The organism is Nocardioides sp. OK12, assembly GCF_024341885.1.
GTDB classification, from domain to species: domain Bacteria; phylum Actinomycetota; class Actinomycetes; order Propionibacteriales; family Nocardioidaceae; genus Nocardioides; species Nocardioides marinisabuli.
Window position 1 is genome coordinate 191,334 of sequence record NZ_BNET01000004.1, and the last position, 24,718, is coordinate 216,051.

Below are 24,718 nucleotides of genomic sequence, written 5' to 3' on the forward strand. Positions count from 1 at the left end.
ACGGTTGAGGCACCGACGCGGGGTGGAGCAGCTCGGTAGCTCGCTGGGCTCATAACCCAGAGGTCGCAGGTTCAAATCCTGCCCCCGCTACAAGAAGATGGCCCCTGACCGGCGGAGACGCAGGTCAGGGGCCATCTGTGTGTCTCGAGCCGGAAAGTGTGGAGTCCTGGATCAACCAGGTTGATCCAGGACTCCACACTTCTGGTCGGGGGCGGCGCGAGTTCCGGCCGGCGTCGCAACCAGGCCACCTCGTGGTCACCCGCAGGTCGCGCCGGGCCGACAGCGTCCGCGTCGTCCACCCATCGCGACACTCTCGGGAGATCGACCATGCGCGTGCCCTCACGTCTGTCCGTCCTGCTCGCCACCACCATCGCCGGCGCTGCAGCGTCCTCGGCGTTCCTCGCTCCGTCCGCCGTGGCGGCCGGGCCGCCGGAGCACGTCGGCGTCGCCACCATCGCCCACCGCGGTGCGATGGGCCACGCCCCGGAGAACACCATGGCAGCCTTCGAGCTGGGGGTGGAGATGGGCTCCGACCTGGTCGAGGCCGACGTGCAGCGCTCGAAGGACGGCGTCCTGGTGCTGGTGCACGACACGACCCTCACGCGCACCACCGACGTCGAGGAGGTCTTCCCCGACCGGGCGCCGTGGCGGGTCGGCGACTTCACCTACGCGGAGATGCAGCGGCTCGACGCGGGCTCCTGGTTCTCCGAGGAGCACGCCGGCGAGCCGGTGCCGACGATGGCCGACATGGTCCAGCGGCTCCGGCGCAGCCGTGCCGGCATCCTGATGGAGGTGAAGTCGCCCGCCCTCTACCCCGGGATCGAGCAGCAGGTCGCCGACGAGCTCGCCGGCTTCCCCGGCTACCTCACCTCCGCGGTCCGCTCGGAGCGGCTGGTGGTGCAGAGCTTCGACTGGGCCTCCATGGCGCGCTACCACGAGATCCAGCCCTCGGTGCCCGTCGGCCTGCTCGGCCGGCCGGCGGAGCAGCTGCTGCCCGAGCTGTCGACCTGGGCCGACCAGATCAACCCGAGCTTCCGCTCCTTCGACGCGGCGTACGTCGACGCGGTGCACGACGCCGGGATGGAGGTGCACACCTACACCGTCAACGAGCGTGCCGACATGCACCTGGTGCTCGACCGTGGGGTGGACGGGGTGATCACGAACGTCCCCGACGTGCTGGAGGACGTGCTCGCCGAGCGCCGCGCCCCCGCGGACGCCGCGTAGCCGGACCCGGCCGGGGGTTGGCGGGCGCCCCGGGTGAGGTTGCGAATGAGAATCGTTTTCAGTAGGTTCCTCGCGTTCCATCCTCACCCCCCCAAGGAGAACGACATGCCTGCCACCCATGCCCCCACCCGCCGCCTCATCGGATCCCTCGCGGGCGCCACCGCCGCCGCGACCGTGCTCGTCCTGGGCGGCCCGGCCGCCCAGGCGGCCCCGGCCTGCACCGACCCGGTCGCGGGCGCCCTGCACGCCGGCCACGACCGCACCGGCGACCCTGCGGGTGTCTTCCACACCGCCGAGGACACCTACTGCGACGTCCGCGGCTGACGGGTCCCTCCCGGTGACGACGGCAGCCATGCGGGTGGCACGAGCGGTCGGGACGCTGTGTCTCGGTGCCGCGCTGGTGGTGGCGGTTCTCGGGCCGCTGCGACCGGCTCCGGCGACCGCCCGCGCGGACGCCCCCTGCGCTGCCGTCGTCGTGGGGGAGTCCGGGACGTGGACACGTCGTCTCGTCCCGGACTTCCCGGTCGGTCCGCGACAGGCGCTCTCGCACGCCGTCGAGCGCACCGTCCCCTCGCGCCAGCTGCTCACCAACGGCCAGGCCGTGCTGCGCAGCACGGACGGCTGCGCCTGGCAGGAGGTCTGGCGGCTGCCCGACGCGCCCACGGCCGACCTCCCGGTCTCCGCCGAGCACGACCGCGTGCTGCAGGTCCTCCAGCACCCGGTCGACCCCCGCCGGGTCTGGTTGGTGGTGGCGGTGGGGCAGGGGATCGCGGAGCGGGTCGACGCCGGGCTCCTCCTCACCCCCGCCGCCGCGGAGCAGCGCGACGGCACCAGCACGGTCGTCCTGCGCAGCACCGACGGTGGCGAGACCTGGGCGCAGGACGCGGCCCCGCCGATGCCGGGCGCCCCCGGGGTCCTGCGGGCCAGCCCGACCCATCCCGACCTGCTCCTCGTCCCCACCGCCTCCGGCCTGTACCGCAGCCACGACGGCGGCCGCAGCTGGACCCTCGTCCCTGCCGCGCTGCTGCTGCCCGGCGGTGGCACGAGACCGCTCGACGGCATCGCCAGCCCGGTGCTGGTGGACGTGGCCGTCGACCCCCGCACCCCCCAGGTGCTGCACGGACGCACCAGCGTGCCCGTCGTCTCGCAGGACGCGGGCCTGACCTGGCGCCGCGTCGTCGACGAGGTCGGCGCGTTCACCGGACCGTTCCTCTCGGATGCCCCGGGCCAGGAGCCCGACCTGCTGGTGGCGCGCCAGGTGGACACCACCAGCCCCGTCGAGGAGCTGCTGCTCGGTGACCGGCTCGCGACCCGGGCCCCCGTCGGGCCCGACGCACTGGGCGGCGTGCCCTGGCGCGCCGCCTGGACGAGCGCCGGCGTCGTCGTCTCCACCTGGGACCGCGGCAACGCGGCCGCCTTCCCCGACACGGGCCTCTACCTGGCCGGACGTGACGGCTCGCTGCTCGACATCGACGACCTGGCGCTCCCGTGGGTGCGCGGGGTCCAGGCCGACTCCGTCGACGCCGTGCACCTGCACACCCGCGGCGAGCTCCTCACCCTGTCCCCGACCTCCGGCCCCACCCCGGCCGGGCAGGTCGATCTCGACCCCTTCGACACCGGTACGCCGGCACCGCCGGCCCCGGCCGAGCTGCGGACCCCGGCCCGTCTCGAGGCGCCGACGGGCGAGCAGGTCGACCTGGACGCGCTGCTCGCGCTGCCCGCCCGCCCGCTCCCGCTCGACGTGTACTTCCTCGTCGACACCTCCAACAGCTTCGAGCCCGACATCGACGCCGTCGCCGAGTCCCTCGGCGACCTGGTGGACCGCCTGACCCGCGCGGGTGTCGACCTCCGCGCCGGGGTGGGCGAGCTCGGCACCCGCGAGGGCTCCCGCTACCGCCGGCACGCCGACCTCGCGCGCCCGGGTCCGTCGCTGGTGCGCGGCTTCGAGGCGCTGCGCACCGGCGGCGGCGACGAGGCGCACCTGGTGGCGCTGCACCAGACGGCCACCGGCGCCGGTCTCGTCGGCACCACCGGCCCGTCGGTCCCGGCCGGGCAGGCCCCGACGTGGCGCCGTGGCGCCCTGCGCACCGTCGTGGTGGTCACCGACACCGCGTTCATGGACGAGGGCGACCCCGACGCGCCGGAGCGCGCCGCGGTGTACGACGCCTTCGCCCGTCAGGACGTGCGGGTCGTCGGGCTGGAGGTCGTGCGCGAGACCGGCGACGACGGCGTCCCCGGCCGGTACGCCGGGGTCGAGGCCGCGGACGCCGCCGGGCGCACGTTCGACACGCCCGCCCGGCGCGACTTCGAGGACGTCGCCGCAGCGACCGCTGCCCTCGCGCCCGCGGGCGGGGTCGACTGCCGCGGGAACGGGACCACCGAGATCGCCGAGGGAGACCCGCTGGTCTGCACCACGACCGCCCTCCACCTGGCCGACCTGTCGACGGTCGCGGCCGCGCTGCGGCGCGTCCTGCTGGCCCAGGCGACCCCGCAGGAGGTGACGCTGCGGGTCCGGGGCGACGTCCGCGTGGTCCAGCAGGCACCGGCCGCCTGGACCTGGCCGGGCATCGACGTGCGTCGCGGCCACCGCCTGCCCGCCCGCGGCACCGTGACCTGCCCCGACGAGCCGGGTCGGCACCTGCTCCGGCTCAGCGCTGCCGTGGCGGGGACCCGGGTCGCCTCGGCGCGCACCCTGCTCACGTGCGGCAGCACGGGCGGGCCGCCGGTCGCGGCGGGCGCTCCCGCCCCCGACCCCGTGCCGGCCGCCGACGGCGTGCCCGTCGGCACGGCCCCTACCGGGCCGGCGCCCGCGCCCGCCCTGCCGCCACCGGCGCTGGCACCTGCAGCCCCGGCGCCCGTCGGCGGCGCGGCGCCCGCCGTGGGGACGGCCGCCGCCCCCGCCCCCGCCGGCGCGGCGGCCCCGGGGACGCTGGCCGCGCCCGCGGCCGGTGCGGAGCAGGCCGACTCGCCCGAGCTGGCCCGGGCCGGGGCTCAGGCCGGGGCTCAGGAGGACGAGGCGGCGCCACTGCTCCTGGGTGCCGGTCTCCTCACCGCCGCGGCAGCCGTCGGCGCACGCCGACGCCAGCAGTCCTTCCAGCACTCACCCCAGATCTCCGGCCGCCCCTTTCGCACCCGCACCCGAAGGACCCCTCGATGACCAAGCTCCCCGTTCCCTCCCCGCGCGCCTGGCTGCTGCTGGCGGCAGCCGTGCTGCTCGGCTGCTTCGCCTGGGGGCTCGCGTGGCTGTCCCCCGAGGACCGGGGCGAGCGGGTCGGCCTCGACGAGCTCGCCTCGCTGGTCGCGGAGGAGCAGGTGACCTCCGCGGTGCTGCTCGACCAGGACGCGCGGGTCGAGGCCCGGGTCGCCGACGGAGCGGAGGTCTGGTCGGCGTACCCCACCTCGGACGCCGCCACGGCCCGGCTGCTGGAGGACCTCGTCGCCTCGGGCGCCCGGGTGGAGGTCGACCCCCAGCCGGGTCGCAGCGCCGGGCGGGTGGTCGTCACGACCCTCCTGCCGCTGCTGGTGCTGGCCGCGGTGTTCGGCGCGGTCGTCGTCGGTGGCGGCGGCGGCGCGACCGGCGAGGTGCGCCGCTTCGGCACGCTGGACCGCGGTCGCCGCGGGGGCCGGGTCGCGCCCCCGGCCACCGGGTTCGCCGACGTCGCCGGTGTCGACGAGGCGGTGGGCGAGCTGCGCGAGATCGTCGAGTACCTGCGCGAGCCGGAGCGCTACAGCACGGTGGGCGCCGAGCCGCCGAAGGGCGTGCTGCTCTTCGGACCTCCCGGCACCGGCAAGACCCTGATCGCCAGGGCGACCGCCGGCGAGGCCGGCGTCCCCTTCTTCTCGGTGGCGGGCGCGGAGTTCGTGGAGTCGCTGGTCGGGGTCGGGGCGGCCCGGGTCCGCGACCTCTTCACCCGCGTGCGCGAAGCGGCGCCCGCGATCGTCTTCATCGACGAGATCGACGCCCTGGGCAGGCGACGCGGGGCGGGCGGCAACGAGGAGCGTGAGCAGACCCTCAACCAGCTCCTGGTCGAGCTCGACGGGTTCACCGCCGCCACCGGGGTGGTCGTGATGGGCGCCACGAACCGTCCCGACATCCTCGACCCGGCGCTGGTGCGACCCGGCCGCCTCGACCGGCACGTCGTGGTCGAGGCCCCGGACCTCAACGGTCGTCTGGCGATCCTGCGCGTGCACACGGCCCGGCGCCCCCTCGACCCGGGGATCGACCTGCTCACCCTGGCGCGACGCACCCCCGGGCTCACCGGCGCCGACCTCGCCGGCGTGGTCAACGAGGCGGCGCTGCTCAGCGTGCGCGCCGGCCGCGCCACGATCGACGCCGCCAGCCTGGAGGAGGCCGTCGAGCGCGTCGTCTCGGGTCCGCGCGGCCGCGGCCACGAGGCGACGGCCGTCGAGCGGCAGCGCCTGGCGGTGCACGAGGCGGGCCGGGCCGTGGTGGCCCACGCCGCCGGCGACCACGTGCACCGGGTCACGCTGGCCGCGTCGGGGCCGAGGGTCACCAGCGCCGACGCCGAGACGACCTGCTGGACCCTCGACGGCGTACGCCGCCGGGCGGGCGTGGAGCTCGCCGGTCGGGTCGCCGAGGAGCTGGTGCTCGGCTCGGGCTCGTCGGTGGGCGAGAACGGCCTGACGGAGGCGACCCGCCTGGCCCGCGAGGCGGTGACCCGGCTGGGGCTGGACCCCGACGTCGGGGTCGTCAGGCTGGCCGGGCGGGTCGCCGACGAGGCGCTGGACCCGGAGGCGACCGACCCGGTGCTCTCCGAGCGCCACCGTCGTCTCGTGGAGGACGGCGTGCGCCGTCTGCTCGACGAGGCGCGGGCCGAGGCGCGCACGGTGCTCGAGCGGCACGCGAGCGTGCTCGACAGCCTCGTCGACGAGCTGCTCGAGTCGGAGTCGGTGGACGAGGCGGGACTGCTCCTCCTGCTCGACGGCGACGCCCGGCCCGCGGCGCCGGTGGGCTGACCCCCGGACCCCTGGCCGGGGCGCCGCCGCCGTCTCACGTCGTGACCGCGTCGGCCAGCCGCGCGTACTCGCCGCACTGCAGCACACCGTCGGGGTCGTAGGTCCGCGCGACCTCGGCGAGGCGCCGCAGGGTCGCCGGCGCGTAGGCCCGGCGTGCGGTCGTCTCGTCGTGCGGCGGGCCGAAGTTCGGCCAGATGCCTCCGGTGTCCCAGTCCGACAGCGCCGAGAACAGGCACTGCGCGTGCTCGGAGGAGCCGGTGCCGGGGATGCCGACCGCGAGGACGCTGTAGCCCGCCGCACGGTGGGAGAACGCGTCGGGGTGTGCCGGCGGCCGGGCGTAGGCCCCGCCGAGCGCGCGCACCTCGACGAGCACCTGCGGCGAGCCCGACCCGGGGCCGGCCACGGCGAGCAGCAGCTCGGCGGCCTCGGCCGGGAAGTCGGTCAGCAGCATCGCCGGGTCGGTGCACGGCATCGGGTCGACCGGGTCGGCGTGGACGGCGTCGACCTCGGCGTAGGGGCGCAGCCTGGCGTCGTCGAGCACGACCGGCGCCAGCCCCCTGATCTCGTCGAGCAGGGCCCGGCCCTCCTCGGGGTCGTCCACCCACAGGAAGCGCACCGCCAGGGTCATCCGCCCGACCAGCGGCGGCGGCACCCCCGGCAGGTCCGGCAGCTGGAACAGCGCGAACGAGGTGGAGCCGACCTCCGGCAGCCGGGCCGACCAGTCGCGCCACCGCTGGATCACGCCCTCGGCGTCGGCGCCGTCGAAGTAGATCGCGCCGCCGTAGAACGTCGCCTGCTCGACCAGGTCGAACTCCACCGCGGTCACGATCGCGGTGGCCCCCTTGCCGCCCCGCAGCGCGAAGAACAGGTCGGGGTGCTCGGTGGGGGTGACCCGTCTGGCCACCCCGTCTCCGGTGACCACGTCGAAGGCGCGCACCTTGTCGGCCGCGATCCCGTGCATCCGCGACATCGGGCCCACGCCGCCGCCGGTGGTGAAGCCGACGACCCCGACGTCGCTCGACGAGCCGTTGAGCGGGGCCAGGCCGTAGGGCGCCGCGGCCTCGATCACGCGCAGCCACTTCACACCGGCCCCGACCCGCGCCCAGCCCTCGGGGTGGACGACGAGCTCGTCGAGGCCGGAGGTGACCACGAGCAGGTGCCCGGCGAGCGAGGACTCCGCCCCGTGCCCGGTGGCCTGCACGCCGACGGTGCAGCCGTGCTCGCGGGCGAAGCGGATCGTGGTCGCGACGTCCTCGGGTGTGCGCACGGCCACGACCGCGGCCGGCGCCATCTCGACGGCGAGGTTCCAGGCCGAGGCGCGCACGGCGTACTCGGGGTCGTCGGGGGTGTGCAGGGTGCCGGTCAGTCGCTGGCGCAGCTCCTCGAAGGGGGTGCGTGCGGCGGTCCCGGCGTCGACGGTGTCGTCGAACGTGGTGGTCATGGTCTCTCCTGGGTCAGGGCCTCGTCGGCCTGCGTGGTGGCGTCCGGGTGACGCCAGGAGGACCGTCGCCCAGGTCGCTTGAGGAGGAGTTGGCGGCGACTTGAGGGCCCGGCTCAAGTCGGCTGACGTGGGGTCAGTGGTGCGGCGGCATGAACAGGCCGGCCGGGTCGACGGCGCGGCGTACGGCGCTCAGCCGCGCGTGCACCTCGGGCGGGAAGGCCTTGCGGGTGTCGGAGCGCTCGTCGACCATCGGCAGGTAGGTGCGCCCCGACCAGGGGGCCACGGCGTCGACGAAGCGGCGCGCGTCCTCGCGCTGGCGGGCCCAGCCCGCGGGGTCGGGGTCGAGGCCCACGCCGAGCGCCAGGAAGCGGCCCTCCAACCGGTCCAGCGCCCCTCCGCGGGGGTCGCGCTCGGCGAGGGCGCCCCCGAGCTGGCGCAGCTCGACCAGCGACAGCTCGCTCGCGGAGCCCGGACCCACGGCCCCGAGGACCGCGTCGACGGCGGCGTCGGGCAGGGAGTCGACCAGCACGCTGCTCGCGTACGCCGGGGTGGGGCCCTCGGGCTCCAGGTGCAGCCGCACGAGCGAGGCGGCCGGCACCCGCGCCACCGTGTCGATCTCGGGGGCCAGCGCCCGCAGCGGCGCCAGGACCTCGGTGGCCAGGGCGTCGGAGCCCAGCACGGCGCCGTCGACCAGCACCAGCCGGCGCCCCCGCATCGCGGCCGGCATCGCCTCCTCCTCGCCGACGCTGAGCACCCGGAACGAGGTGGTGACCTCGCGCGGGGCCGTCTCGCACCACGCCACCCAGGCGGGCAGCACCCGCTCCAGGTGGGTCCAGTCCCAGGCCAGCGTGCCCGCCACCACGCTCCGGACGGGGTACAGCTCGAACTCGAGCGCGCACACCACGCCCAGCGGGGCACCGCTGCCGCGCAGCGCCCAGAACAGCTCGGGCTCGCTGTCGGCGCTGGCCCGCACCACGCTGCCGTCGGCGAGCACCACCTCGGCCGCGCGCACGGCGTTGCACTGCAGGCCCAGCCGGCGGGCGTACCAGCCGATCCCGCCGCCGAGGGAGTAGCCGACCACGCCGACGTCGGGGGAGGTGGGGTGCAGCGCGGCCAGACCGTGCCGGCCGGCCGCCTCGGCGAGGTCGCCCCAGAGCACGCCGGCGCCCACCCGTGCGGTCCGGGTCTCGGGCGAGATCCGCACCTCGGTCATCGCCGAGGTGCGCAGCAGCACGGCGTCGGCCAGCCGACCGGCCAGCGGCGGCGCGCCGTGCCCGGTGCCCTGCGCGGCCACCGATAGCCCGCTCGCAGCAGCGGCCCGCACCACCTCGCCGACCTCCTCGGCGCCGGCCGGGTAGGCCACGGCGGCCGGGTGGTCGTCGAGCATGAGGTTCCACGGCGTGCGGGCCAGGTCGTACGCCGCGTCGCCGGGCAGGCAGACCGCCCCGCCGCACAGCCCACGCAGCCCGCGGGCCCGGTCGTCCTGCTGCACCGTCACGAGCGTCTCCTGTCCGCCTGGTCGTCGAGCATGCCCGCCCCCACTTGAGGACGACTTGAGCCGACCTCGTCGAGGATGCGGCGCACGGTCGCCGGGGTGAGGAACAGCCGCCGCGCGACGACCTCGGGCGCCAGCCCCGAGGCCGCCAGGTCGACGACCCGGCGCTCGGTCGGCGAGGGCCCGCGAGGCGCCTCCGGACAGCCGACGACCGGGTGGCCGCGTCGCCCCAGCCCCTCCCGGGCGGCCTCGTGGAGGCCGCCGGCACCGAGCTCCTCGGCGGTGCGGTGCGCCGCGAGCAGCAGCGGGACGGCCTCGGCGTCGGGCACCCGCGACAGCCGGCCCAGCGCGCAGCGGGCCCGAGCCAGGGCCAGCGCCGCCGGCGTGCGGGAGAGCAGCGCGACCGCCTCGCGCAGGTCGTCGACCCCGTCGGCGCCGCGCAGCTCGCCGAGCTGGCAGAGCCCCTGGCCCAGCGCACCGGGAGCACCCCACGAGCGCAGCAGGTCGACCTGGGCCGCGGCGGTCTCCTGCGCTGCCGCCGCCTCACCCAGCGCGTGCAGCGCCGCGGCCCGCACGGCGCGCCAGGGGTTCCACACCGGGTTGGCGATGGCGATGCCGACCGGCGCCTCGTCGAGGGTGGCCAGCGCCTCCACCGGTCGGCCCTCGGCCAGCAGCAGCCGGGCCCGCGCCTGGGACAGGAGGCGTCCGCCCTCGCCGAAGACCGGCCCCGGGGTGAGCCCGTCGGCGACCCGGCGGGCCGCCGCGACGTCGCCGCGGTCGAGGTGGCAGCAGAGCGAGAACGCGCGTCCGACCGCCTCGCCGATGCCGGTGCCGCCCCACATCCGGTCCTGCTCGAGCCCGTCGCCCAGGCACGCGAGGGCGCCGTCGAGGTCGCCGTGCAGCCAGCGCTCGAACCCCTCCCACAGGTTGATCGACAGGGTCGCGAACAGCGACCCCCGCGCGCTCGCGACCCGGCGGGCGCGGCTCCAGAAGTCGCCGAGCGGCTCCTCGCAGACGGTGAGGACGACGGCGGCGTTGATCCAGAAGAGGCCGTCGTCGACGCCGAGCAGCTGGTCGTCCGCGAGCGCCCGGCGCGCCATCGCGACGACACCCTCCCGGTCGGTGCCGGCGACCAGCGACTCCAGCGCGATGGTCGCCGCCAGCATCTGCGCGCCCGCTCCATGGCCCTCCGGCGTCGGTGCCGGCGTGCGCCAGCCGTCCTCGTGGGCGTGCAGGAAGCCCGCCATCCGCTGCAGCGCGACCAGGCCCTGCCGCTGGTCCGCCGACCCCGGTGCACCCGGCGGGAGACAGGCGGCGGCCTCGCGGGCGAAGGCGGTCGCCACGCCGGGCGGGCTGGCGAAGACGTGGGTGGCGCCGCAGGCCAGCGCGATCTCGCCGCGCCGGGCCGGGTCGGGGTGCAGGCGGTAGGCCTCCTCCAGGTGGGCCACCCCGGCGGCGCCGTCGAACGCGGCCTCGAGCATCCCCAGCTGCAGCAGCGCCGTCGGCCGCCAGGACGCCTGCGGCTGCTCGTCGAGGGCGCGGCGCAGGTAGGTCGCCGCACTCTCGGGCGCGCCCCGGTCGGCCGCCGCCGCTGCGGCGCTGCGCAGCAGCTCACCGACCTGCTCGTCACCGCGGGCCGGGGCCACGAGCAGGTGGGCGGCGACCTGCTCGTCGCTGCCCCCGCGGGCGCGCAGCACGCCTGCGGCCCGCTCGTGCCAGCGGGCCCGCTCGACCGCCGCCAGGGACTGGTGCAGGGCGTCGCGCACCACCGGGTGCACGAAGGAGATCGGCTGGTGGTCGCCGAGCACCTCGGCACGGGTCAGCTCGCCGAGGGCTGCCACGGCCCGGTCCTCGGCCACCCCCGCCAGGTCGGCGACCGTCACCGACGAGGCGCCGTCACCCAGCACGGCGGCGGCCCGGGCCACGTCGACCACGTCGTCGGGCAGGCCGCGCAGCCGCATCAGCACCGTGCTGGACACCGCCCGGGTGCCGATCGCCAGCACCCGGTCGGCGTGCGCGGCGTCCGGCCGCACGTCGTCGGCGGCCAGCGCCCTCAGCAGGTGGCTGAGCAGCATCGGGTTGCCGGCGGTCGTGCGGTGACAGGCCTCGGCGAAGAGCGGCGCCGGCTCGGTGCCCAGTGCGGCGGAGACCAGCTCCACGGTCGCCGCGTACGACAGCGCGGCCGGGCGCAGCAGCCGGGCGTCGGGCTCGAGGGCCAGCTCCGTCAGCGGCGCCTGCTGGCGCAGCTCGTCACCCACGGTGCGTCCCGCGACGACCAGCAGCACCGGGAGCGTGTCCAGGCGTCGGGCGAGGTAGGCCAGGAAGCGCAGCGAACCGGCGTCGCACCACTGGGCGTCGTCGACGGCCAGCACGAGCGGCCCCCGCGCCGCCAGCGCGGCCACGAGCCGGTGCAGCCCGTCGAGCACGGCGAAGCCGTCGACGCGGCCCCCCTCGACGAGGTCGAGGACCCCGCGGGCCGCCCCGGCGTCGCGCAGCAGCCCCTCGCGCCCCGGACCCTCCCCGAGCGCCGGCCCGAGCAGCTGGCGCACCACGCCGTGCGCGAAGGCGGTCTCCAGCTGCGAGCCGCGGGCGGTGAGCAGGCGCACCGAGCGCTCGGCGGCCAGCCGGCCGGTCTCCAGGAGCAGGCGGGTCTTGCCGATGCCGGCCGGCCCCTGCACCACGACCAGCCCGGAGCGTCGCCGGGCGAGCGCCTCGACCGCGCCCCGCAGCGTGACGAGCTCGTCGTGGCGCTCGACGAGCGGCGCCGCGTCGGCGGCGGCCGGGGCGCCCGGCGCGGCCGGAGGGGTCGGCGCCGTCGGCGCGGCCGGGACCGGCAGCAGGTCGGGGGAGTGGGCCAGCACGGCGGCCTCCAGGCGCTGCAGCGCCGGGCCCGGGTCGACCCCGAGCTCGTCGGCCAGGGTCCGCCGGGCGGTGCGCAGCGCGGCGAGGGCGTCGGCCTGGCGCTGCGAGCGGTAGAGCGCCACCGTGAGGGCGCGCCACCGCTCCTCCCGCAACGGGTCCTCCTGCACCAGGGCCTCGAGCTCGGGCACCAGCACCGCAGGGTCCTCGACCTCCAGCCGGGCCGCCAGCAGCCGTTCCCGGGCGACGCGGCGCAGCTCGGTGAGCCGGGCGACGTCGGCGGCCACCCAGGGCTCGTCGGCGTACTCCGCGAGCGCGGGGCCGGTCCACAGCGCGAGCGCCTCGCGCAGCACGGCGGCGGCCTCGGCGGGCCGCTCGAGGCGCTCGGCGCGCGCCACGAGGGCCTCGAACCGCCACGCGTCGACCGCCTCCTCCGGCAGCCGCACGGCGTAGCCGGGGCCCTCGCGCACGATGACCGCGGAGCGGGCGCGGGCGGCCGCGCCCGGTTGCAGCCGACGGCGCAGGTGCGAGACGTAGGACTGCAGCGCACCGACCGCGGTGTCGCCGGCCTGCCCGCCCCACACCGCCTCGACCAGCCGCTCGACCGGCACCAGCTCGCCACGGGCCAGCAGCAGGACCGCCAGCACCGCGCGCTGGCGCCGCCCACCCAGGTCGAGGGGCGCGCCGTCGTACGACGCCCCCAGACGGCCCAGCAGGCTCACCCGAAGCAGGTTCGTCTCGTCCACCGGCACATCCACGCGCTGTGCACGCCCGGTCGGCGTGCATCCTCCAGGCTAGGCGAGCAGGAGGGTGCAGCGGCAGTGGTTATCGCCGGCGCCGCCGCGCCTGCGGGGAGCCCCGGGAGCCGACCCGCTCGTCACCACGAGGACGTGGTGATGCCCGGCAGCTCGCCGCGGTGGGCCAGGGTGCGCAGGTTGATGCGCGACAGGCCGACCTTGCCGACGTAGCCACGCGGGCGCCCGTCGACCTGGTCGCGGTTGCGCACCCGCACGGGCGAGGCGTCGCGCGGCAGTCGCGCGAGGGCACGGACGGCCGCGTCCCGCTCCTGCGGCGTGGCCGCGGTCCGCACGGCCTCCTTGAGCCGGGCGCGGCGCTCGGCGTAGCGGGCGACGGTCCGCCGGCGTCGCTCGTTGGCCACGACCTTGGAGGTCTTCGCCATCAGAGCCGCCCTCCCCGAGCAAGGATGTCGGCGACGACGGCGTCGATGCCGCGCCGGTCAGGGGTGGGTCGGGCTCCGGTGACCTGGCAGGTGCGTGGCATGGACTTCCTCGTGTGTGGGGCTCAGCCCTGGCGGGTCTTGAGCCGGGGGTTGCGCTTGTTGATGACGTAGGTGCGCCCGCGACGGCGCACGAGCTCGGGTCGGCCGGTCGAACGGGCGTCAGCGGCTGGAGTAGGGCAGGAGCGCGATCTCGCGGGCGTTCTTGACCGCCCTGGCCACCATCCGCTGCTGGCGCGGGGTGATGCCCGTGGTGCGACGGGAGCGGATCTTCCCGCGGTCGGAGATGAAGGTCCGCAGCAGGGCGGTGTCCTTGTGGTCGACGTGGTCGACGTCGGGAGCCAGCAGCGGCTTCTTGCCGGCTCGGGGGCCGCGGGGCGTGGTCGGGGTCCGGCGTGCCGGCTTGCGCGTGGTGCTCATCGGGCCACCCTCGGGTCGACGTAGCCGCGCTCGACGGCTCGGACCAGGCGGCGCGGGACCTGGTGGGTCTCACCGGCCACGGTGACGGGCACGAGGTCCGGCGCGGTGGCCTTCCACTGCGAGCGGCGGTGCCGGGTGTTGCTGCGTGAGGTGCGGCGCTTGGGGACGGCCACGAGTGCTCCTTCGGTGTGTGTGTTTGTGTGTGTGGCTCAGGCCGCGTCGCGGATGTCGCCGAGCCAGGGCTCCAGCCCGTCCTCCGCGACGAGCCAGCTGCGGGCGTCGAGCAGGGCCTCCGTCGGGGTCAGCAGGATGTCCTCGAACGCCGCCTCGAGCTGGTCGGGGACGCTGCCGATGCCGGTGACTAGGAGGCGGGTCACCGGGGTGCGCCGCTCCCAGGGGCCGTGGCTGCCGATGCTGAGCTGGCCACCGGCCCCCGACCACTCCAGCTGGACGCCGGGGCGGGTGGGCAGCCAGAACGACCCGCGCGAGCGGAACGGGCCGGCGCCCAGCCGCTCGACCTGGTCCAGCAGGCGGTCGGGGTGGAACGGGCGCGGGGAGCAGAGGTCGAGCCGCCACGCGCCGCCGCCCTCCAGGGCGGGCAGCTCGGTGTCGAGCCCGAGGGAGAGCCACGCGCCGGCCCGGGTCGGCTGGTGTCGCTGGGCGACGATCGTGGCCGGGTCCAGGTCGGCGGGGTCCGTGGCCACGCCCGCCCCCGGCCGGGCCAGGGCCCGCACGAGGTCCGTGGCCGCGGGTCCGGCTCGCCCGTCGAGGACGACGAGGTCGGCCAGCTCGACCTGGGCACAGGCGACCTCGCCCACGCCGCGGTCGTCGCCGGGGTTGGAGTGGGCGTCGCGCTCGCGCAGCAGGTCGTCGCTGAGCAGGTCGTGGACGACGTCCTCCCCGCCCAGGGCAGCCACGATGCTGCTCAGCCTGAGGTGCCGGGCCAGGCGGGCGTCGGTGGTCAGGGCGTGGGCCAGCTGACCGGCCTCGGTGCCGGTCGGCAGGCCGGACACGACCGCGCTCCAGCGTCCGTCACGCGCCAGCCGCTCGAGGGTGGGGAGGATGTCCTCGCGCAGGGCGCACGAGACGCACGCGTGCTCGAGCTGGACCTGCTCGTTCTCCAGGACCCCGGTGGCGTCGCTGACGGTGCGGGAGAGCACCTGGGAGTGCGGGTCGATGCGGTGGCGGACGGTGACCGCGCGGGGCAGGTCCCAGGCCAGGCTCATCATCGTCGTGTCCATCGCGGTCGGGTCGACCCCGGTCACGACGACGAGGGGCGTCCTCATGCGCGGCCCTCGTAGCGACGCCTGAACTTCTCGACCCGGCCCTCGTTGTCGAGCGTGCGGGCGGTGCCGGTCCAGAACGGGTGGCTGTCGCTGGTGATGTCGACGTCGACCACCGGGTAGGTGGTGCCGTCCACCTCGACGACCGCGTCGAGGGGGCGGCCGGCCAGCGTCGAGCGGGTGACCGTGATCCGGCCCGTCGAGCGGTCCCGGAACGCGACCGGCCCGTAGGTGGGGTGCAGGTCCTTCTTCATGAGCTACTCCTAAGAATGAGAATCGTTCTCATCATACATGGATGGTCGGGTCCTGCTCCAGCGCGGCGAGGCGCGGGAAGCGGGGCACCCCCACGACGAGGGCGCCCACGAGGCTGGCGGCCAGCCCGAGCGAGGCTGCCCGCAGCGCCCACTCGGTGCTCGCGGCGCCCGCCACGACGCCGCCGAGCGCGGCGCCGAGGGGGCTGCCGCCCCAGGCGATGAGTCGCGCCGTGGTGTTGACCCGCGACTGCAGGTGCTCGGGGGTGACGACCTGGCGCACCACGATGCCGTTGACGATGAGCGCGGTCATGGCGAGGTTGAGCACCAGCAGCAGCGGCAGGGCGACCAGCAGCGTCGAGGTGAGCGACAGCGCCAGCACCGAGACCAGCGCCAGCGCGTAGCCCGTGGTGGTCAGGAGCCCCACGCCGACGAGGCGCTGGAGCCTGGGCAGCGCGAGGCTCGCGAGGAACGTGCCGACCGCGCCCGCGGCGAACAACCACCCCAGCCGGGGCGAGTCGGAGGCGAGGCCGAGCTGCTCGACGCCGACGACCACCAGCAGCCCGGTGACGGCGCCACCGGCCAGGCTGGCGCCGGTGCCGAGGACGGTGAGCCAGCGCACCACCGGCATCGCCCAGATGTAGCGCAGCCCCTCGGCGACCTCGGCGCGCAGCCGTCGGTCGGGGGCGGCCGGGCGTACGTCGTCGCTGCCGGGCCACCGCAGCCGCGCGGTCAGCGCCGCGGCGCCGAGGTAGGCGAGCCCGTCGATGCCCAGCACGAGCGCGGGGGAGGTGACGGTGACCAGGACCCCGCTCACGAGGGGGCCGACCAGGCCGATCGCGGTGCCGACGGTGACCAGGCTGGAGGTGGCCGAGGCGACCCGGTGGCGCCCGACCATCTGGGGCACCATGCCGAAGGACGCCGCGTCGGCGAAGACGAACAGCGAGGAGATCGTGGCCGCGACCACGACCAGCTGGGTGAACGAGAGCACCCCCAGCAGGTCGGCGGCCGGCACGGTCAGCATCGCCAGGCCGCTGCCCGCGCTGGCCAGCACGAGGACGCGACGGCGGTTCCACCGGTCGACCAGGGCCCCGGCCGGCAGGCCGAGGACCAGGTAGGGCGCCGTCTCCACCGCGGCGACCGCCGCGGTCAGGGCGGCGCTGCCGGTGAGCCGGTAGACCAGCACGGGCAGCGCCACCAGCGTCAGCGCGTTGCCCGCCATCGCGATGGTGCGGGCCGCGAGGAAGCGGCGGTACGTCGGGTCGGCCAGGGCGCTGGTGTCGTTCTCGACCATGGTCACAGGCTGGGCGGGGGCAGGAGGAGCAGGGACTCCGGTGTGGGTGGACGGCCCGCGACGTCGGCCCAGCGGGGCAGGCCGTAGTAGGGGAAGGCCGCGGGGGCGTTGGGCACCAGACCCCGGGCGCAGACGCGCGCGACCCGCAGCGGGGTCAGGGCGACGTCGGGGGTGGTGAGGTCGCAGACCACGACCTCGTGCCCGGCGGCCTCGAGGGCCGTGCGCAGGCCCGCGTGCGTCCCGGTCGGGAGCTCGTCGACGGCGACCCGTGCGGGCGGGGCGGTGAAGCGGGGGAGCAGGCGGCGCTGGACCTCGGGGTCGAGCCAGACCTGGGCCTGTGCGCCGAGGTCGCGCACCCGTTCCTGGCGCTCGCCGGCGACCGCCAGGTAGTCGCGGTCGGGCCGGTGCGGCAGGTAGAGCCCCCGGGACAGGATCCCGGCCTCGACCGCGTCGAAGACCCAGCCGTCCGGCTCCAGCAGCCCCTGGGTGAAGACCCAGCTGTGGATGGCCTCGAGGGCGGCCTTGGTCGCGGTCTCGACCGGGTCCAGCTTGGCGGAGAACCCGCCGGCCACGATGCCGGTCTCGGGGTCGCGGACGACCGCCGCGACCACGGGCACCCCGAACCACGAGGGGAGGGCCAGCAGGTGCAGCTCGAGACGGGAGCCGGCCAGGTGCTCGGCCAGGCCGGGAACGCTGGCCGGGTCGATGCCGCGCGCCGGCAGGTCGAGGTGCCACCACAGCGAGAGCGCGTCGCGCTCGACCAGCTCGAGCAGGCCGCGGCGAGCCGCGTCGTCGAGGCCCTGGCCGGTGGCGATGCCGGCGTAGTTGACGTGGTGCAGCCGCGGGTCGCGGCGGCGCGGGCCGGTGTGCCAGTTCAGGTGCGCCCAGGAGGCGGGCACCAGCACCGGGCCCTCGGCCCCCCGGCCCTCGAGCCAGGCGATCTCGACGTCGTCGGTGAACCGCTCGAAGGGGAACCCCGGCTGCTCGTGCTGCCAGTCGGCGAAGAAGCGGAGGTCGTCGGGGCCCAGCAGTCGGTGCCCGGCGGCGGCGAGCCCGCGCGCGGAGCCGCGGACCAGCCCGGCGGGGACGTAGTTGCCGCAGTAGCGCTCGACCGCCTCGCCGATCGCCGCGACCCGCGCGCCGGGGAGGTCGTCGAAGGTGGTGCCGAGCGAGACCCGGTCGCTGGGCCAGTTGCCGTGCACCCGGGAGTCGGCCACCTCGGCGGTGATGCCGACGTACGAGGCGGGCAGGCCGGGGAGCCGCTCGACCGGGTGCAGGCCCAGGACGACGCCGAGCTCGGGGTCGACGAGGTGCTCGAGCGTCAGCGGGGAGGTGGGGGCGGTCATGCGATGAGCTCCAGGTGGTGGCGGGGGACGGGACGGTGCGGACGCAGGGAGCGCGCGTAGCGGGGGAAGTCGTCGGCGCTGAGCCGCAGGTCGAGGTCGCCGACGTCGCCCTCGCCCAGCACCAGCGGGCCCAGGGTGAGCAGGCGGCCGCGGGCCGCGCCGTGGGCGACCTCGCGCCCGCGCAGGGTGAGGGAGGCGCACCACTGCTCGTGCGGGTCGACGTCGAGGTGGACGACGGCCTGGACCGGCGGGGTCGCCCGGGTGCGGCCGGCGTGGTCGAGGGTCGCGACGCCGCGCGCGGGCTCGCCCGCCAGGACGGTCTCCAGCCAGGTCAGGATGCGGGTGGCCCGGTGGGCCCCGGCGAGGTCGTGGCCCCAGGGGCCGAGCACGAGGTGGGCCGGCCCGCCCCACGCCGCCCAGAGGTCGACGGTGTCGTGGGCGAAGAAGTCGTCGGTGCCGCCGATGGTGAGCAGCGGGCAGTCCAGGGCCGCCACGGCGGCGGCGCGCTCGGCGTCGTGGCGGCGCGCGGTGACGACCTCGCGCCACGGGCGGCGTACGTCGTGGGCCAGCCACCAGCCCAGGCGGGAGGCCAGCTGGAGCACCCCGCCCCTGGTGCGTGCGGTCTCGCCGAGCCCGAGGGCCGGCACCATCGCCACCACGCCGTCGGGCCGCTCGACGCCCGCGGTCGCCAGCGCCGCGTGGGCGCCGTACGAGGTGCCGAGCAGGACGACCGGCGCCGAGCAGCGCGAGCGGACCCAGGCCAGCAGCGCCGGCCCGTCGTCGAGGCGGTCCTCGGCGTAGGGGCGGAAGGTGCCCGGTGACTCGTGGCGCCCGCGCACATCCTGGACCACGAGGCCGATGCCGCGCGCGACCCACCCGGCCGCCTCGCCCTCGTGCCCGGCCGCGCCGTACGGCGTGCGGGCGACCAGCACGGCGCGCGGGCTCCGGGGCCACCACGCGTAGGTGGCCAGGCCACCGACGGTCGTCCTCACCGGGGCTCCGGCGGCACGGGCAGGACGGGGCGGCGGGCCACCGTCAGGTGGTGCAGGTCGACCGTCACGGCCTCGTGGGAGGGACGGTCGCGGCGCAGCAGCTCGGCGGCGACGGTGGTCGCGGCGAGCTCGAGGCCCGCGGGCGGCACCAGCACGCTCGAGGCGACGTGGCGACCGCCCGGCACGGGCCGGGTGAGCGGCTCGGTGTCGCGGTGCGCCGTGGCCGCCCGGCGCCGGGCCGCCACGTCGACGGCGGGCACCGCGGGCGGTGCGAGCAGGACCCGGTCGCCGCTGATCCAGCAGGCCACGCCGGTCGCGGGGAGGTCGCTGTCGTCGTCGCGCGCGACGACGGGTGTGCCGCCCGGTCCGACCCGCGACCCCATCCGGACGAGCGCGGCAGCCAGCGCCTCGGCGAGCAGGCCCTCGCCGACGACGGTGTGGTGGGCGGGGGCAGGGTCGACCAGGCCGGCGTCGACGAGGGCCTCGAGGGCGGCGCGCGCGCCCGCGCCCTCGGGGGTGGCACCGGTGGCCAGGGCCTCGACGAGCTGGTCGCCCTCGGCCCGCGCGAGGTGGACGTGGTGGTGGGTCTCGCCGACGCGGAGGAGGTGGCCGTCGCGGCCGGTGAGGAGGGCGACGTCGGCGCGCAGCCGGGGCGAGCGCTCGTACCGGGTCTGCTGGGTGTGCTGCGTCGTCTGGGTCGTCTGGGTCTGCAGGATCAAGGCGGGGTCCTCGGAGTGGGACGGCCCCCGCGCGCCCGGATGGGCGCACGGGGGCCGGTCGACGGTGCTCGGTCAGTCGGCGTCGGTGGCCTCGACCTCGTCGAAGGGGTTCTCGACCAGCGCGTTGCTGTGCCCGGCGGTGTGCGTCGAGAGCTGGGTGCGCTGGGCGACGGGGGTGAAGAGCTCGTTCATGGGGTTCTCCTCTGTGGTGGGGGGGATGCGGTCCGGATCGGGCCGCGGTCACAACCTAGACCATAACGAGAATCATTATCAACTAGGGATCGACCGAGCTGGGGTCAGGGGAGCGCGAGCTCCTGCTCGACGGCGTCGAGGACCAGGCCGAGCGAGATCGTGCCCCGCCCGGTCGCCCACACGGCGGCCTCCACCTCGACCACGCGGTCCCGGCGTGCGGCCGAGAGCTGCGCCCAGGTGGGGTCGCTCGCCAGGCGGTCGGACAGCGGCTCGGTGTCGTCGGAGGCGGAGAAGGCCTGGGCGAAGACGACGTCGGGGTCGACCGCGGCGACCTGCTCGACGGCCACGCTCGCGAGCGGGTCGTCGCCCGCCGGCCACGGGTAGTCGCTCACCTCGGCGAGCAGCGAGCCGGTCGGGGTCTCGACCGAGTCGACGCCGAGGCTGCCGGGCTCGCCGTACATCGACAGGGTGGTGAGGTCGCTGGGCTCGCTGGCGACGGCCTCGACGCGCTCGGTGAAGGCGTCGGCCGCGGTGTCGGCCGCCTCGCGGGTGCCGGTGAGGTCCCCGACCGTGCGGAGGAAGTCGACCGAGTCGCGCCAGGACCGGGAGTCGACGAGGTAGAGCGGGGCGGCCTTCTCGACGGCGGCCCGCAGCCCGTCCTGGGCGCCGGCCAGGCCGATGACGAGGTCGGGCTCGGCGAGGACCACGTCCTCGACGTTCTCCTCCCCGAAGCCGCCGGTGACCTCGCGCATGTCGGCGTCGGAGCCGACGTAGCGCTCGTCGAGGGCGAGGGCGTCGCGGTAGGCGACCGGGGTGATGCCCACCTCGGTGAGGGCGTCGACGCAGATCATGGTCAGGCACGCGATCCGGGCGGCGGGCTGGTCGAGGGTGATCTCGACCCCGGTGTCGTCGGTGACGCTGACCGGCCCCGACGTGGCCTCGCCGGGCGCGGTGGCCGGCTCGGAGGCGTCGGCCTCGGGGTCGGAGGCGCCGCACCCGGACGCGAGGCCGGCCCACAGCAGGGCGGTCGTGGCGAGGGCGAGAGGGCGGACGGGTTTGCGCATGGTGGCTCCTGTGCTCGAAGGTGTGTCCGTAATGATACTCATTCTCAAGTTGGGACTGGCGCTCGCGGTGCCTGCGGCCGCCACCGCCGCGGTCTGCGTGGGGGACCCGGCGCTCACCCCGTCGACCGCGCTGGCCGCCGTCGCCGATCCCGCACACCCGATGCACGTGGCCGTCTGGGAGGTCCGCGTGCCGCGGGTGGTGCTCGCCCTGCTGGCCGGCGCCGCCCTGGGCGTCTCGGGGCTGCTGCTGCAGGACGTGCTCCGCAACCCGATCGCGGGGCCCGAGCTCCTCGGTGTCTCCTCGGGGGCGGCGGTCGTGACGGCGACGATCGTGGTGCTGGGGCTCGGGGTCCCGGTGGCCGCGCTGCCGTACGCCGCCCTCGCCGGCGCCCTCACCGCCGGGGCACTGGTGCTGCTCGCCATCGGCCGCACCCGCTCGCCCGACCACGTCGCGCTCGTCGGCGCGGCCGTCTCGGCGGCGTGCGGCGGGCTCGTCGTGGCGGTCGTCGGGCTGGGCACCCAGGGCAACGTGGTGGTGCTGTTCCGCTACCTGCTCGGCAGCCTGGCCGCGCGCGGCTGGGACCACGTGGGGGCCGTCGCCCCGTGGCTGGTCGTGGCGATGGCCCTGGCGGTCCTGCTGCGGCGCCGCGTCGAGGCGTTGACCCTGGGGGACGAGGTCGCCGTCGGTCTCGGGGTGCCGGTGCTGCCCACGCGGGTGGCGGCCGTGGCCGTCGCGGCGGTGCTGGCGGCCGCGGTGGCCTCGGTGTGCGGGCCGATCGCCTTCGTGGCGCTCCTCGCCCCGCACCTGGCGCGCCGTCTCGTGGGCACCGTCAGCACCCGCAGGGTCTTCTGGGTGGTGCCCCCGGTGGGCGGCGTCCTGCTGCTGCTGGCCGACCTCGTCTCGCGCACCCTGCTCTACCCGGTCGAGGTCCCGGTCGGCGTGGCGACCACCCTGGTCGGGGTCCCGGCCCTCGTGCTCGTGCTGCGCGGGCGCGCCCCGGTCACGGCGGGCTCGCGATGAGCGCCCTGCGCCTGGCCGGGCTGCTCGCGCTCGCCGTGGGGACGGGGCTCGCGCTCGTGCTCGCCCACCTCTTCCTCGGCCGCTCCGACCTGCCGCCCGCCGAGGTCGTCCGCGTGCTGACCGGCCGGGCGAGCGCCCCGGCGTACGAGATCATCGTCCTGGACTACCGGCTGCCGCGGGTGCTCGTGGGCCTCGGCGCGGGAGCCCTGCTGGCCGTCTCGGGGGTCCTGGTGCAGGCCGTCGTGCGCAACCCGCTCGCCGAGCCGGCCACCACGGGGGTGGGCGCGGGCGCGGCGTTCGCGGTCGTCGTCACCCTGGTCCTCCGGCCCGGCCACCAGCTGGCCTACCCCGCCGCACTGCTGGGCGCCGTCCTGACCGGCGTCGTCCTGTACGTCGTCGGGCGGCGCTCGTTCGCGGTCACCGGCGTCCTGCTCGGGGCGGTCCTGGCTGCCGCGACCTCGCTGCTGCTGGTCGTCGACTCCGCGCCGATCGGCACGGTGCTGCGCTGGCTGGTCGGCTCGCTCAACGCGCGCACCCCCGAGGACTGGGCGCTGCTGTGGCCCTGGCTGGTGGTCCTGGTGCCGGCCGCCTGGCTGCTGGCGTCACGGCTCAACGTCTGGGCGCTGGGCGAGCCGCTCGCGATCGGCCTCGGCGTCCGGCCGGGTCCGCTGGTCGCCGTGGTGATCCTGGTCGCCGTCAGCGGTGCCGCCGCCGCGGTCGCGGCCGCCGGCGCCGTGGCGTTCGTGGGCCTGGTCGCCCCCCACGTCGGGCGCCTGCTGGTCGGGTCCGACCACCGGCTGCTCGTGCCGGTCGCGGCGGCGCTGGGTGCGCTGCTGCTCAGCCTCGCCGACCTCGTGGCCTTCTCGATCAGCGTGCAGGTCCCCGGCCTGGCCACCGACGTCGCCGGTGTCCCGGTCGGCGCGGTCACCGCGCTCATCGGCGCCCCCGTCCTGATCAGCCTCGTCCGCAAGGAGCACCGAGCATGAGCCCCCCCGCCCTGGCCGCCCGCCACCTCGACGCCGGTCACGGCCGCACCGTGGTCGTCGACGACCTCACCCTCGAGGTCGCCCCGCGCACCGTCACCGCCCTGGTCGGCCCCAACGGCTCCGGCAAGTCGACGCTGCTGATGACGCTGGCGCGGGTCCTGCGGCCCCAGGCCGGCGAGGTCCTCCTCGACGGGAGCCCCCTCGCCCGCACGTCGTCCGTCGAGGTGGCCCGCCGGCTCGGGGTGCTGCCGCAGAGCGCCGTCGTGCCCACCGGCGCCACCGTGCGCGAGGTCGTCGAGCAGGGCCGCTACCCCCAGCTGGGGGCCTGGGCGATGCTGCGGCGGCGCGACGACACGGCCATGCGCCGGGCGCTGGAGCTGACCGGCCTCACCGCGCTGGCCGACCGCCGGCTCGACTCGCTCTCGGGCGGCGAGCGGCAGCGGGCCTGGATCGCGATGACCCTCGCGCAGGAGACCGGGATCCTGCTGCTCGACGAGCCCACGACCTACCTCGACGTGCGCCACCAGATCGACCTGATGAACCTCGTGGAGCACCTGCGCGACGACCACGCCATGACGGTCGTGATGGTGCTGCACGACCTCAACCAGGCCGCGCGCCACGCCGACCGCATCGTCGCGCTGCGCGGTGGTCGGGTCCGTGCCGACGGGCCTCCTCGGGCGGTGCTGACGCCGACGGTCCTGCGGGAGGTCTTCGACGTCGACGCCGTGGTCGTCGACGACCCCGTGACCGGGCGACCGCTCTTCGTCAGCCGCTGAGGGACGGATGGACGAGCTGGTCGCGGCGGTGCACGCCGCCCTCAACGCGACGGCGGTGCCGCGCCGCCCCGACGAGGCGCTGCTGCCGGCGCGGGCCCCCGTGGTCTCGCGGCCGCTGCCGGTGCCGCCGCCACCCACCGCCGACCTCGGTGGGGTCCTGGCGCGACGGCGCTCGGCGTACGCCTTCGGCGGGGCGCCGGACCTGCGGCACCTGGCGGCGCTGCTGCACCACGGGGTCGGTTCCGCGCCCCGGGCGGGGGCCCTGCCCTCGCTGGCGGCGTACGTCGTGACGCGTGGTCTCGACGGGCTGCCGGGCGGGGTGCACCTGGCCGACCTCCGGCCGCCGGCGCCGGGGCTGGTGCGCGTGCGGGGCGGCGACCCGACGGCGTACGTCGCCGACGCCCTGGACCAGCCGCCCTTCGCGGCCCGGGTGCCGCTGTGGGTGGCCCTGGTCGCCGACCTCGAGGTGGCCTCGCGCCGCTACCCGCCGCGCCACTACCGCACGCTGCACGTCGACGCGGGCGCCGCCCTGCAGAACCTGCTGCTGGTCGCCACCGCCCTCGACCTCCCGGTCTGCCCGGTGATGGGCTACGACGACCGCGCCTGGGCCCGGCTGCTGGACCTCGACGAGCACCGCCTGGTCACCGTCCTGGTGGCGGTCGGCGGGCCCCCGGACCGGCCGGGCTAGCGGTCCCGGGCCTCGGTGCAGGCGGAGCAGACGCCGAAGAGCTCGACGATGTGGGTGACGTCGGAGAAGCCGTGGTCGTCGGCGGCCCGGGCCGCCCAGGTCTCGACGCTCGGCCCGTCGAGCTCGACGGTGCGCCCGCAGCTGCGGCAGACCAGGTGGTGGTGGTGGCGCGGCCCGCACATCCGGTAGATGTTCTCGCCCTCGACGGTGCGCACGGTGTCGACCTCGCCGGCCTCGGTCATGGCCTGCAGGGTCCGGTAGATCGTGGCCAGGCCGACCTTGTCGCCGCGGGCCCGCAGGTCCTCGAAGAGCTGCTGGGCGGTGACGAACGCGTCGGTGTCGGCCAGGTGCTCGCGCAGGACCCGGCGCTGGCGCGTGTCCCGGCGACCCTGCTCGGCGAAGGCGCGGGGGGTGGTCTCTGCCGGCATCGCTCCAGCCTAGCGACCACCTGCT

At 76.6% G+C, this 24,718-nt stretch carries 23 protein-coding genes, 1 tRNA gene and 1 pseudogene; 9 read left to right on the forward strand and 16 right to left on the reverse strand.

Going from position 1 to position 24,718, the window contains the following annotated elements; all coding sequences use genetic code 11:
* Positions 1 to 16: 16 nt before the first annotated feature.
* From OCU29_RS11370 to OCU29_RS11390, 5 genes are all read left to right on the forward strand, one after another.
* Positions 17 to 90: transfer RNA gene (locus OCU29_RS11370), tRNA-Met, on the forward strand.
* 237 nt (positions 91 to 327) lie between these two features.
* Positions 328 to 1,224 carry a glycerophosphodiester phosphodiesterase family protein gene (locus OCU29_RS11375; protein ID WP_370463669.1) on the forward strand — a complete coding sequence of 299 codons (897 nt, stop codon included), beginning with the start codon at positions 328 to 330 and terminating at the stop codon, positions 1,222 to 1,224.
* 105 nt (positions 1,225 to 1,329) lie between these two features.
* Positions 1,330 to 1,548, forward strand: coding sequence for a hypothetical protein (locus tag OCU29_RS11380; protein ID WP_179613834.1), 219 nt, complete (start codon positions 1,330 to 1,332; stop codon positions 1,546 to 1,548).
* A 28-nt stretch (positions 1,549 to 1,576) separates the two neighbouring features.
* Complete coding sequence (locus OCU29_RS11385) at positions 1,577 to 4,381, forward strand: hypothetical protein (RefSeq protein WP_261820015.1); 2,805 nt, start codon at positions 1,577 to 1,579, stop codon at positions 4,379 to 4,381.
* Complete coding sequence (locus tag OCU29_RS11390; RefSeq protein ID WP_261820016.1) at positions 4,378 to 6,201, forward strand: ATP-dependent metallopeptidase FtsH/Yme1/Tma family protein; 1,824 nt, start codon at positions 4,378 to 4,380, stop codon at positions 6,199 to 6,201. Before OCU29_RS11385 ends, OCU29_RS11390 begins: the two co-directional genes overlap by 4 nt.
* Positions 6,202 to 6,235: 34 nt before the next feature.
* Here OCU29_RS11390 and OCU29_RS11395 read toward each other — a convergent pair whose 3' ends face one another.
* The 15 genes and pseudogenes from OCU29_RS11395 to OCU29_RS11465 all read right to left on the reverse strand — a co-directional run bounded on the left by OCU29_RS11395 (position 6,236) and on the right by OCU29_RS11465 (position 20,794).
* Positions 6,236 to 7,642, reverse strand: a complete 1,407-nt coding sequence (locus OCU29_RS11395; RefSeq protein ID WP_261820017.1) for an FAD-binding oxidoreductase — start codon at positions 7,640 to 7,642, stop codon at positions 6,236 to 6,238.
* 133 nt (positions 7,643 to 7,775) lie between these two features.
* Positions 7,776 to 9,140, reverse strand: coding sequence for an FAD-binding oxidoreductase (locus OCU29_RS11400; protein ID WP_261820018.1), 1,365 nt, complete (start codon positions 9,138 to 9,140; stop codon positions 7,776 to 7,778).
* On the reverse strand, positions 9,137 to 12,742 hold the full coding sequence (locus OCU29_RS11405; RefSeq protein ID WP_261820019.1) for a BTAD domain-containing putative transcriptional regulator: 3,606 nt from the start codon (positions 12,740 to 12,742) through the stop codon (positions 9,137 to 9,139). The genes OCU29_RS11400 and OCU29_RS11405 overlap by 4 nt, the downstream gene beginning before the upstream one ends.
* A 131-nt stretch (positions 12,743 to 12,873) precedes the next feature.
* The gene (gene rpsN, locus OCU29_RS11410) at positions 12,874 to 13,176 is read right to left on the reverse strand and encodes a 30S ribosomal protein S14 (RefSeq protein WP_261820020.1); all 303 of its coding nucleotides are present in this window, start codon (positions 13,174 to 13,176) and stop codon (positions 12,874 to 12,876) included.
* Between the two features lie 122 nt (positions 13,177 to 13,298).
* Positions 13,299 to 13,370: pseudogene (locus tag OCU29_RS11415) on the reverse strand (50S ribosomal protein L36); the annotation flags it as partial.
* 25 nt (positions 13,371 to 13,395) lie between these two features.
* Positions 13,396 to 13,653 (reverse strand): 30S ribosomal protein S18, encoded by a 258-nt coding sequence (rpsR, locus tag OCU29_RS11420; RefSeq protein ID WP_261820021.1) that lies wholly within the window; start codon positions 13,651 to 13,653, stop codon positions 13,396 to 13,398.
* Positions 13,650 to 13,826, reverse strand: a complete 177-nt coding sequence (gene rpmF, locus OCU29_RS11425) for a 50S ribosomal protein L32 (RefSeq protein ID WP_179613827.1) — start codon at positions 13,824 to 13,826, stop codon at positions 13,650 to 13,652. The genes rpsR and rpmF overlap by 4 nt, the downstream gene beginning before the upstream one ends.
* A gap of 36 nt (positions 13,827 to 13,862) precedes the next feature.
* A complete protein-coding gene (locus OCU29_RS11430; protein WP_261820022.1) occupies positions 13,863 to 14,939 on the reverse strand; it encodes a GTP-binding protein in 1,077 nt (358 codons plus the stop codon).
* Positions 14,936 to 15,190, reverse strand: a complete 255-nt coding sequence (locus tag OCU29_RS11435; protein ID WP_261820023.1) for a type B 50S ribosomal protein L31 — start codon at positions 15,188 to 15,190, stop codon at positions 14,936 to 14,938. Before OCU29_RS11435 ends, OCU29_RS11430 begins: the two co-directional genes overlap by 4 nt.
* Positions 15,191 to 15,221: 31 nt before the next feature.
* On the reverse strand, positions 15,222 to 16,481 hold the full coding sequence (locus tag OCU29_RS11440) for an MFS transporter (RefSeq protein WP_261820024.1): 1,260 nt from the start codon (positions 16,479 to 16,481) through the stop codon (positions 15,222 to 15,224).
* Positions 16,482 to 16,483: 2 nt separating this feature from the next.
* The gene (locus tag OCU29_RS11445; protein ID WP_261820025.1) at positions 16,484 to 17,827 is read right to left on the reverse strand and encodes a YcaO-like family protein; all 1,344 of its coding nucleotides are present in this window, start codon (positions 17,825 to 17,827) and stop codon (positions 16,484 to 16,486) included.
* Positions 17,824 to 18,819 (reverse strand): CocE/NonD family hydrolase, encoded by a 996-nt coding sequence (locus tag OCU29_RS11450; RefSeq protein ID WP_261820026.1) that lies wholly within the window; start codon positions 18,817 to 18,819, stop codon positions 17,824 to 17,826. The genes OCU29_RS11445 and OCU29_RS11450 overlap by 4 nt, the downstream gene beginning before the upstream one ends.
* Entirely contained in the window at positions 18,816 to 19,538 is a 723-nt protein-coding gene (locus OCU29_RS11455) for a hypothetical protein (RefSeq protein WP_261820027.1), read from the reverse strand. Before OCU29_RS11455 ends, OCU29_RS11450 begins: the two co-directional genes overlap by 4 nt.
* A 72-nt stretch (positions 19,539 to 19,610) precedes the next feature.
* Positions 19,611 to 19,730 carry a streptamidine family RiPP gene (gene amiA, locus OCU29_RS11460; protein WP_246305094.1) on the reverse strand — a complete coding sequence of 40 codons (120 nt, stop codon included), beginning with the start codon at positions 19,728 to 19,730 and terminating at the stop codon, positions 19,611 to 19,613.
* A gap of 104 nt (positions 19,731 to 19,834) precedes the next feature.
* Entirely contained in the window at positions 19,835 to 20,794 is a 960-nt protein-coding gene (locus tag OCU29_RS11465) for an ABC transporter substrate-binding protein (RefSeq protein WP_261820028.1), read from the reverse strand.
* A gap of 31 nt (positions 20,795 to 20,825) precedes the next feature.
* Here OCU29_RS11465 and OCU29_RS11470 point away from each other — a divergent pair, with 31 nt between their 5' ends.
* Genes OCU29_RS11470 through OCU29_RS11485 form a run of 4 tightly spaced genes read left to right on the forward strand, consistent with a single transcriptional unit; the run spans position 20,826 to position 24,265 of the window.
* A complete protein-coding gene (locus OCU29_RS11470; protein ID WP_261820029.1) occupies positions 20,826 to 21,815 on the forward strand; it encodes an iron ABC transporter permease in 990 nt (329 codons plus the stop codon).
* The gene (locus tag OCU29_RS11475; RefSeq protein WP_261820030.1) at positions 21,812 to 22,801 is read left to right on the forward strand and encodes an iron ABC transporter permease; all 990 of its coding nucleotides are present in this window, start codon (positions 21,812 to 21,814) and stop codon (positions 22,799 to 22,801) included. The genes OCU29_RS11470 and OCU29_RS11475 overlap by 4 nt, the downstream gene beginning before the upstream one ends.
* Positions 22,798 to 23,577 (forward strand): ABC transporter ATP-binding protein, encoded by a 780-nt coding sequence (locus OCU29_RS11480; RefSeq protein WP_261820031.1) that lies wholly within the window; start codon positions 22,798 to 22,800, stop codon positions 23,575 to 23,577. The genes OCU29_RS11475 and OCU29_RS11480 overlap by 4 nt, the downstream gene beginning before the upstream one ends.
* Positions 23,578 to 23,584: 7 nt before the next feature.
* A complete protein-coding gene (locus tag OCU29_RS11485) occupies positions 23,585 to 24,265 on the forward strand; it encodes a nitroreductase family protein (protein WP_261820032.1) in 681 nt (226 codons plus the stop codon).
* On the opposite strand, the gene OCU29_RS11490 is transcribed toward OCU29_RS11485, so the two are convergent.
* Positions 24,262 to 24,693: a Fur family transcriptional regulator gene (locus tag OCU29_RS11490; protein ID WP_261820033.1), complete on the reverse strand. Its 432-nt coding sequence runs from the start codon at positions 24,691 to 24,693 to the stop codon at positions 24,262 to 24,264. The genes OCU29_RS11485 and OCU29_RS11490 overlap by 4 nt on opposite strands.
* Positions 24,694 to 24,718: the final 25 nt, after the last annotated feature.

Bases quoted from the DNA above. Each gene is read 5' to 3' on its own strand.
- OCU29_RS11430 (WP_261820022.1), bottom strand. From the start codon at position 14,939: ATGAGGACGCCCCTCGTCGTCGTGACCGGGGTCGACCCGACCGCGATG.
- OCU29_RS11435 (WP_261820023.1), bottom strand. From the start codon at position 15,190: ATGAAGAAGGACCTGCACCCCACCTACGGGCCGGTCGCGTTCCGGGAC.
- OCU29_RS11490 (WP_261820033.1), bottom strand. From the start codon at position 24,693: ATGCCGGCAGAGACCACCCCCCGCGCCTTCGCCGAGCAGGGTCGCCGG.
- OCU29_RS11465 (WP_261820028.1), bottom strand. From the start codon at position 20,794: ATGCGCAAACCCGTCCGCCCTCTCGCCCTCGCCACGACCGCCCTGCTG.
- OCU29_RS11390 (WP_261820016.1), top strand. From the start codon at position 4,378: ATGACCAAGCTCCCCGTTCCCTCCCCGCGCGCCTGGCTGCTGCTGGCG.
- rpsN (WP_261820020.1), bottom strand. From the start codon at position 13,176: ATGGCGAAGACCTCCAAGGTCGTGGCCAACGAGCGACGCCGGCGGACC.
- rpsR (WP_261820021.1), bottom strand. From the start codon at position 13,653: ATGAGCACCACGCGCAAGCCGGCACGCCGGACCCCGACCACGCCCCGC.
- OCU29_RS11440 (WP_261820024.1), bottom strand. From the start codon at position 16,481: ATGGTCGAGAACGACACCAGCGCCCTGGCCGACCCGACGTACCGCCGC.
- OCU29_RS11475 (WP_261820030.1), top strand. From the start codon at position 21,812: ATGAGCGCCCTGCGCCTGGCCGGGCTGCTCGCGCTCGCCGTGGGGACG.
- amiA (WP_246305094.1), bottom strand. From the start codon at position 19,730: ATGAACGAGCTCTTCACCCCCGTCGCCCAGCGCACCCAGCTCTCGACG.
- OCU29_RS11380 (WP_179613834.1), top strand. From the start codon at position 1,330: ATGCCTGCCACCCATGCCCCCACCCGCCGCCTCATCGGATCCCTCGCG.
- OCU29_RS11385 (WP_261820015.1), top strand. From the start codon at position 1,577: ATGCGGGTGGCACGAGCGGTCGGGACGCTGTGTCTCGGTGCCGCGCTG.
- OCU29_RS11485 (WP_261820032.1), top strand. From the start codon at position 23,585: ATGGACGAGCTGGTCGCGGCGGTGCACGCCGCCCTCAACGCGACGGCG.
- OCU29_RS11470 (WP_261820029.1), top strand. From the start codon at position 20,826: ATGATACTCATTCTCAAGTTGGGACTGGCGCTCGCGGTGCCTGCGGCC.
- OCU29_RS11375 (WP_370463669.1), top strand. From the start codon at position 328: ATGCGCGTGCCCTCACGTCTGTCCGTCCTGCTCGCCACCACCATCGCC.
- OCU29_RS11445 (WP_261820025.1), bottom strand. From the start codon at position 17,827: ATGACCGCCCCCACCTCCCCGCTGACGCTCGAGCACCTCGTCGACCCC.
- OCU29_RS11395 (WP_261820017.1), bottom strand. From the start codon at position 7,642: ATGACCACCACGTTCGACGACACCGTCGACGCCGGGACCGCCGCACGC.
- OCU29_RS11480 (WP_261820031.1), top strand. From the start codon at position 22,798: ATGAGCCCCCCCGCCCTGGCCGCCCGCCACCTCGACGCCGGTCACGGC.